This window comes from Heliomicrobium undosum, from assembly GCF_009877425.1.
GTDB lineage: Bacteria > Bacillota > Desulfitobacteriia > Heliobacteriales > Heliobacteriaceae > Heliomicrobium > Heliomicrobium undosum.
The window spans coordinates 169,938-176,791 of sequence record NZ_WXEY01000006.1 but is presented as its reverse complement, the minus strand read 5'-3'; the positions used below and the strand labels follow the sequence as shown (position 1 = coordinate 176,791).

General features: G+C 57.6%; 5 protein-coding genes. All 5 read right to left on the bottom strand.

Going from position 1 to position 6,854, the window contains the following annotated elements; translation table 11 throughout:
* Positions 1-395: 395 nt before the first annotated feature.
* The 5 genes from GTO91_RS08230 to gyrA all read right to left on the bottom strand — a co-directional run bounded on the left by GTO91_RS08230 (position 396) and on the right by gyrA (position 6,771).
* Positions 396-1,598, bottom strand: a complete 1,203-nt coding sequence (locus tag GTO91_RS08230; protein ID WP_161257596.1) for an ABC transporter permease — start codon at positions 1,596-1,598, stop codon at positions 396-398.
* On the bottom strand, positions 1,598-2,242 hold the full coding sequence (locus GTO91_RS08225; RefSeq protein WP_161257593.1) for an ATP-binding cassette domain-containing protein: 645 nt from the start codon (positions 2,240-2,242) through the stop codon (positions 1,598-1,600). Before GTO91_RS08225 ends, GTO91_RS08230 begins: the two co-directional genes overlap by 1 nt.
* Positions 2,243-2,256: 14 nt before the next feature.
* Positions 2,257-3,414 (bottom strand): HlyD family secretion protein, encoded by a 1,158-nt coding sequence (locus GTO91_RS08220; RefSeq protein ID WP_161257590.1) that lies wholly within the window; start codon positions 3,412-3,414, stop codon positions 2,257-2,259.
* Positions 3,415-3,645: 231 nt separating this feature from the next.
* Positions 3,646-4,227: a TetR/AcrR family transcriptional regulator gene (locus tag GTO91_RS08215; protein ID WP_161257587.1), complete on the bottom strand. Its 582-nt coding sequence runs from the start codon at positions 4,225-4,227 to the stop codon at positions 3,646-3,648.
* Positions 4,228-4,332: 105 nt separating this feature from the next.
* On the bottom strand, positions 4,333-6,771 hold the full coding sequence (gyrA, locus tag GTO91_RS08210) for a DNA gyrase subunit A (protein ID WP_161257584.1): 2,439 nt from the start codon (positions 6,769-6,771) through the stop codon (positions 4,333-4,335).
* Between the last annotated feature and the right edge of the window lie 83 nt (positions 6,772-6,854).

Below are 6,854 nucleotides of genomic sequence, written 5' to 3'. Positions count from 1 at the left end.
AATGACAATCTATTTGAACAACTGTCGTTTCCGACAATCGTTCTTCTGCCACCGTCCTCTGATGACTTGCGTCGTCAGCGACCAGCAACGGAATTGATTGGTTTCGCACGCTTTTGATTCGCAACTGTTTGATTTTCAAGGACCAGTGTCACCATTTACCGGCGACAGTTATTAATACTATCACCAATTTGCCGCAAATGCAAGAGGTTATTCTGCTGTATTTTTTACCATGCATTTTCAAGAACCCTGTCTTGCGGCGCGAGATGTATCATAGCATTTTTAAGACCTCGTTGTCAATTGGAAAATCAAACTTTTTTTATGAAGAGGCATTTTCATCATCGCTTGTGACCCGACGGGTCATGAATGTTTCATTTTGAACATGACGCTTGCATCCCTTATTTCTGCGCGATCAGTCCTCCCGCTTCTCGCTGTCGATGCCAGAGAACCATGCTGCCCATAACGCCGGCGATACCGACGCCGAAGAGGACGACCAATTCAACCCCCACCGCTGACAGGGACGCTCCTTTCATGCCAACGATGCGAAAGGCGGCGAGATAGTGGGTTAATGGCAGGCACTTGGCGAGGGCGACGATGGGACCGGGCATCTTGCTCAAGGGCCAAGTAAACCCTGAAATGAGAAAGGACGGCGTAGCGATCAGGAGGATGATCTGGCTGGCCCGCAGTTCGTCGGGCACCAGGATGGAGATGGGCAATGCAATCCCGATCAACGATAGTGTGAAAGCCAGGGAGATAATGAACAGATCGATTCCAACGCCGAGGATACTGATGTCAGTCAACCGGTTAGCTAGGAGGAGTATCAAAAAAGTGTTGAAAAGGCAGATCACAAAGTAGGGCAGGGCCTTTCCCAGGACGACCGCCGTCGCAGGCATCCGGGCGGCGACGAGGATCATGTTCGTGCCTCGCTCTTTTTCGCGGCAGAAGGCGCCGGACATGGTCATCAACATCACCTGCTGCAGGACCGTCGCCACCAGGCCGAAGATCAGAAAAACCCGGTAGTTGTAGGCGGGGTTGTAGCCAACGCGGATGGCAGCGTTGATCGGCTGGAGCATCATTTTGGCCTTGGCCGGCACAATCCCATTCGCTTCCATCATGCGCAAGGTCACGCCGGCCGACACAGTCTGGAGAACGGTTGTCGTTCCCTTTGTTGCTCCGTTGGCGATGAGCATGTTGGTGCCGTCGATCAGGGTAAGGACCTGGGTGGACCGCCCGTCCTTGACATCGCGGTTCAGGTTTTCAGGGATGATGACGGCCACGTCGCTTTCCCCCTCCTGGATGCGTTGCTCAGCCTCCGCGACGCTGTCGACAAGTCCTTGATAGCGGAACAACTCCGACTGTCCATACATGTTGATGATCTCCCGGCTCAAGGGGCTGCGGTCTTCATCGACGATGACGAGGTTTATCTCGGTGACTCGCTGGCCGTCGTAGAGATAAGCGAAAAGGCCGAAGGTGACCAGGGGCGCCAATAGGATCAGAAAGAGGGTGCGCCGGTCCCGGAGGATATGGGTGAATTCCTTGGCCGCCATCAACAGGGTTTGTCGCATCCATTGCAACCATTGCATCTGTTGAATCTGTCGCATCAGAATCCTCCCTTCCCTTTTCCTAGGTCGACCTGCCGGTGGCAGCGGCCTACCTCGTCCCGGTTATGACTAAGAAAGGCGACGGCCTGCACCGGATGGTCCTGAGAAGCGCAACTCTTTGCAAGCAACTGCCAAAAACGCTCCCGGTCACGAGAGGGCATTTCCCGCGTCGCCTCATCCAGGATGATCAGTTCCGGATCGACCGATAAAAAGGCGGCCAACTGCAGAAACATCTTTTCCGTAAAGGATAGCACGCCGGCGCGCCTTCGCCGGAACGGTTCGAGTTGACAAAAGGCCAACAGGTCGTCCATGCGCGCATCTATTTCCGGATCGGGCACGGAAAAGGCGCCGGCGACAAAGCGGATGTTCTCCTCCACTGTCAGGTCAGTGTAGAGGAAAAAGCGTTCCGGCACGAAGCCGACTCGCCGGCAGTGGAGGATCACCTCGCCGGAGAGGGGCCGCGAGAGACCGGTCATGACCTGAAACAGTGACCAGCGGACATCGCCGTCCGGCAGGTAAATGCCGGTCATCCCATCGCCTTCTATCGTCAGGAAGACGTCCTCTAGTATCGGGCGGCTGGAGCGGCTAAGACTGCCGGGACGCCCGAGCGACACCTTTTTTAATTCCAGTAGTGTCTGTGCCATCAGTTCTCCCACCTTTACCGGTCGGAACGGTTCTTTCCCGCCGGGAGATAGACCTTGGCCGTCATCCCCTGTTTGAGCATACCATCAGAATTTGACAGTTCCACCTTGATGCCGAAGGTCTTGCGATCAAAGTCGCCCATGTCGTGGCTGGCTTTCTTGGTGGCAAAATCAGCGCTGGCGCTGACCCAGGTGAGCTTCCCTGTCAGCCGGTTTTCGATGCCCTCAATGGAGACTTCCATCTCCTGACCCAACTGCAGTTTGGACACCTGCTCTTCCGGCACATTGGCCTTCACCCAGACCGTATCGATATCGACCACCGTGACGATGGGCAGGCCGGCGGCGACCATCTCGCCTGGCTGAACCAGTTTGGCTGTGACGGTTCCCTTTTGGGGCGCCCGGATCACCGTGTTGTCCACCATGGCCTGGGCGGCTTCTACCATCGCCTGGGCTTGATCGGTCGCCGCCGCCTTCAAGGACACCTGGCTGCGGGAGGCGATGGCCAGTTGCAGCGCTGCGGCCGCCTGATCCACCTGGGCCTTCGCGCCGTCGATCTCCTCCTGACGGGCGCCTGCTTCGATGAGGGATAATTTTTCTTTCGCCATTTTCAATGTGGCCAAGGCGGCGTCGGCGGCAGACCGGGCGTCGTCGCGCAGTTTCGCCGAGACGGCGCCGCTGGCAAAAAGCTTCTCCGTCCGCTCATCATTTAATTTGGCGTTGTCATAGGCGACCTGGGCCTGATCGACGGCAGCCCGCGCCTGTTCAATCTCCTGGGGGCGAGCGCCATTTTTCAGCGCTTCCCACTTCGCCCGGGCCCCGTCAAGGGTCGCCTTCGCCTGGGCCACCTGTCCGTCGACCGTGTCGGCGGTGAGGGTACGGCCGATTTGTGCCTGGGCGAGGGCCGCCTTGGCTTGATTCAACTGTTCCACCAGTTCCCGGCTTTCCAGGCGGGCCACGACCTGGCCGGCTTCGACGCGGTCACCCTCCTTGACGAGGACATCCTGCACCCGCCCAGGCACCTTGGCGGCGATGCTGAATTCGACGCCTTCCACATAGCCGGTCAGGGGCTGTCCCGCCTTGACCTTTGATCGGGAAGCCCAAGGGAAGGCGGTAAAACCGATCGCCGTGATCAGCACTGCGCCAATGGCAATGGCTGCCGTTACCTTCTTGTTCATGGTTTCTTCACCCCATTATGTACTGACCAGTCAGTTTAATCTTCTACTTTGATTATAGAACTGTGTCCCTAGGGCGTCAACAGAGAATAGGCGCCGCTTTTCACAATCACGGGGGAGAACACCCTCTTCTGCAGGATGCAGCGAAAAAAGTAAGACCGCCGGGAGCATTCCCAACGGTCTTTTCTGTGTGCAATTTACATGTGTTGTTGCTGCGATGTTGCTTCGTATTTTTTATGTGTGTTCTGGTTGTGTGTTTTTTGCGCCGTTCAGGTACTGCTCAAAGAGAAAATCCCCAAGCTGTTCACAATCCATCGAATCGCCATCCAGTATGACGCGCAATGAGATGACGGAGACAAGTCCAAAGAGCCCCGTGGCGGAGAGTTCCGCCGGCATGGAGCGCAATCGGCCTTTTTCAATCCCTGAAAGGATGATACCCGATAACTGGCCGTAGAACTTATGGAGGGATTGGCGGAACTGGACCTGGCGCTCCCGGTTGAACCAGACGCCCATCAACAGCAATTGGCAGAAGTCCCGGTTCTGGTCAAAAAAACGAACCAGCGCATGGATCGCCCGCCGCAGTTGTTCCGTCGGGTCGTCGCTGCCGGCGACGGCGTCGCGGACGTATTGTGACAGGCGCTCCGTCCCTTCTTCCATCAGATAGGCGATCAAATCTTCCTTGCCGTCAAAATGATAGTACAAGGTGCCTTTGGCGACGCCAGACCGTTCGGCCACCTCATCCATCGTAGCGCGATCAAAGCCCTTTTCGGCAAAGATATCGACGGCGCCCTGAAAAATCTGCTCCACCTTGCGCATAGCCGCTCCCTCTTTCCCCCCGGTTTGCCTCATCCTACTGCCAATCAATTGGCTTATCCCCAGCAAATTTACTGATCGACAGCCTATCGGCGCCGACCTGCCCGCTTACTCGTCGTCCTCTTCCCGCATGGCCACCCGGGCGAGGGCGACCACCTTGTCGTTGGCGCTCATCCGCATGATGTTCACGCCCTGGGTGACGCGGCTGAGGACGCTGATCTCATCGACGTTCAGACGGATGATGACACCCTCGGCGGAGATGACCATCAACTCGTCACCGGGACGGACCACCTTGATGCCGGCCATCAAGCCCGTCTTGTTGGTGAGGCGCATGGCCAGGATGCCTTTGCCGCCCCGGTTTTGCTTGCGGTATTCCGTGAGGGGGGTGCGCTTGCCCATGCCGAGTTCGGTGATCATCAACAGTTCATCGTCGTCCTTGACCGCGTCAAGGGCGACGACAAAGTCGCCCTTGGCCAGTTCGATCCCTTTGACGCCGCGGGCCGTCCGACCCATCTCGCGCACATCGGTCTCATTGAAGCGAACGGCCATGCCCCCACGGGTGGCCAGCAGGATGTCGCTCTGGCCGTCGGTGAGCTTGACGCCGATCAGTTCGTCGCCTTCATCAAGGGTGAGGGCGATCAATCCTTCTTTTCGCGCCGTGTCATAGTGCTGGAGGGAGGTCTTCTTGACGATGCCACTGCGTGTCGCCGTGAAGAGGTACTGGTCAGCGGCAAACTCCTTGACGGGGATGACGGCGTTGACCTTTTCATCGCCGGTGATCGCCAGCAGGTTGACGATGGCCGTCCCCTTGGCCGTCCGCGACGCCTCGGGGATCTCGTGGGTCTTCAAGCGGTAGACCTTGCCGCGGTCGGTGAAGAAGAGCAGGGTGTGGTGGGTCGTGGTGACAAAGAGGTGCTCCACGAAGTCATCCTCTTTGGTCCCCATGCCGGTGACCCCCCGGCCGCCCCGGCGCTGGGCCTTGTATGTATTGACCGGCAGGCGCTTGATGTAGCCGTTGTGGGTGATGGTGATGACAGCGTCTTCTTCCGCGATCAGGTCCTCCACGTCGATGTCGGCGCCGCCGCCGGTGATCTCGGTGCGGCGGGGATCGGCGAATTTATCTTTGATGTCGGAGATCTCTTTTTTGATGATGTCCAGGACCATCTTCTCCGAATTGAGGACAGCGCGAAAATAGGCGATGCTCGATAACAACTCCTGGTACTCGTTCTCGATTTTTGCCCGCTCCAAACCGGCCAGGCGCTTGAGGCGCATGTCCAAAATGGCTTGGGCCTGTTTGTCGCTGAGTTTAAACTCCTCCATCAGGGTGGGACGGGCTTCGTCCTCGTCCCGGGAGGTGCGGATGATCTCGATGATCCGGTCGATGTTGTCGATGGCGATGCGCAGGCCTTCAAGGATATGGGCGCGCGCTTCAGCCTTCTCAAGGTCGTAGCGGGTCCGGCGGACGATGACGTCTTTCTGGTGCTCCAGGTAGTAGTAGAGCATGTCGCGCAGGTTAAGCACCTTGGGCACGCCGTCGACGAGGGCCAGCATGATGACGCCGAAGGTCTCCTGCATTTGCGTATACTTGAACAACTGGTTAAGCACGATCTGGGGGTTCACGTCGCGGCGCAGTTCGATGACGATCTGCATGCCCCGCCGGTCCGATTCATCCCGAAGGTCGGTGATGCCGTCGACGCGCTTGTCCCGGACCAGATCGGCGATGCGCTCTAACAGTTTCGCTTTGTTCACCTGGTAGGGGATCTCATGGACGAGGATGCGCATCTTGTTGCCATTCATCTTTTCGATGCGAGCCTTGGCGCGCATGATGATGGAGCCGCGTCCGGTCGTGTAGGCCTGGCGGATGCTGTCGCGTCCCATGATCAGGGCGCCGGTGGGGAAGTCGGGACCTTTGATGACCTTCATCAGGTCTTCGATGCTCGTCATCGGGTTTTCGATCATCATGATGACGGCGTCGATAATCTCGGTCAGGTTGTGAGGCGGGATGTTAGTGGCCATGCCGACGGCGATGCCGGAGGAGCCGTTTAAGAGCAGGTTCGGCACCCGTGACGGCAGGACAGTCGGTTCCTCCCGCTTGTCATCATAGTTGGGTTTAAAATCGACGGTGTTCTTGTCGATGTCGGCCAGGATGTGGCTCGTGATCTTGGCCATGCGCAATTCCGTGTACCGCATCGCCGCCGCCGGGTCGCCGTCGATGGAGCCGAAGTTGCCGTGTCCGTCGACGAGCATGTAGCGTGTGGAGAAATCCTGGGCCAAGCGGACGGTGGCGTCATAGATCGCCGAGTCGCCATGGGGGTGGTAGCGGCCCATGACATCGCCGACGAGACCGGCGGATTTGCTGTAGGGCTTGTCGGGCGTCCGGCCCGTTTCATAGAGGGTATAGAGAATCCGGCGATGAACGGGCTTGAGCCCGTCGCGCACATCGGGCAGCGCCCGGGAGACGATGACGCTCATCGAGTAATCGAGGAAGGATTTTTTCATTTCGTCTTCGAGTTTGATGGGGACAACTTTTCCGACCATATCCGACATCGGATGTTCACCTCATGTCATATTCCGTACCATGTCCGCTTATACGGTGCTCATCTTTACTATTATAACCAATCTAGCCGCCT

What these genes read in the sequence shown, in the direction of transcription:
- GTO91_RS08230 (WP_161257596.1), bottom strand. Translation starts at nt 1,598, where the DNA reads ATGCGACAGATTCAACAGATGCAATGGTTGCAATGGATGCGACAAACC.
- GTO91_RS08225 (WP_161257593.1), bottom strand. Translation starts at nt 2,242, where the DNA reads ATGGCACAGACACTACTGGAATTAAAAAAGGTGTCGCTCGGGCGTCCC.
- GTO91_RS08220 (WP_161257590.1), bottom strand. Translation starts at nt 3,414, where the DNA reads ATGAACAAGAAGGTAACGGCAGCCATTGCCATTGGCGCAGTGCTGATC.
- GTO91_RS08215 (WP_161257587.1), bottom strand. Translation starts at nt 4,227, where the DNA reads ATGCGCAAGGTGGAGCAGATTTTTCAGGGCGCCGTCGATATCTTTGCC.
- gyrA (WP_161257584.1), bottom strand. Translation starts at nt 6,771, where the DNA reads ATGTCGGATATGGTCGGAAAAGTTGTCCCCATCAAACTCGAAGACGAA.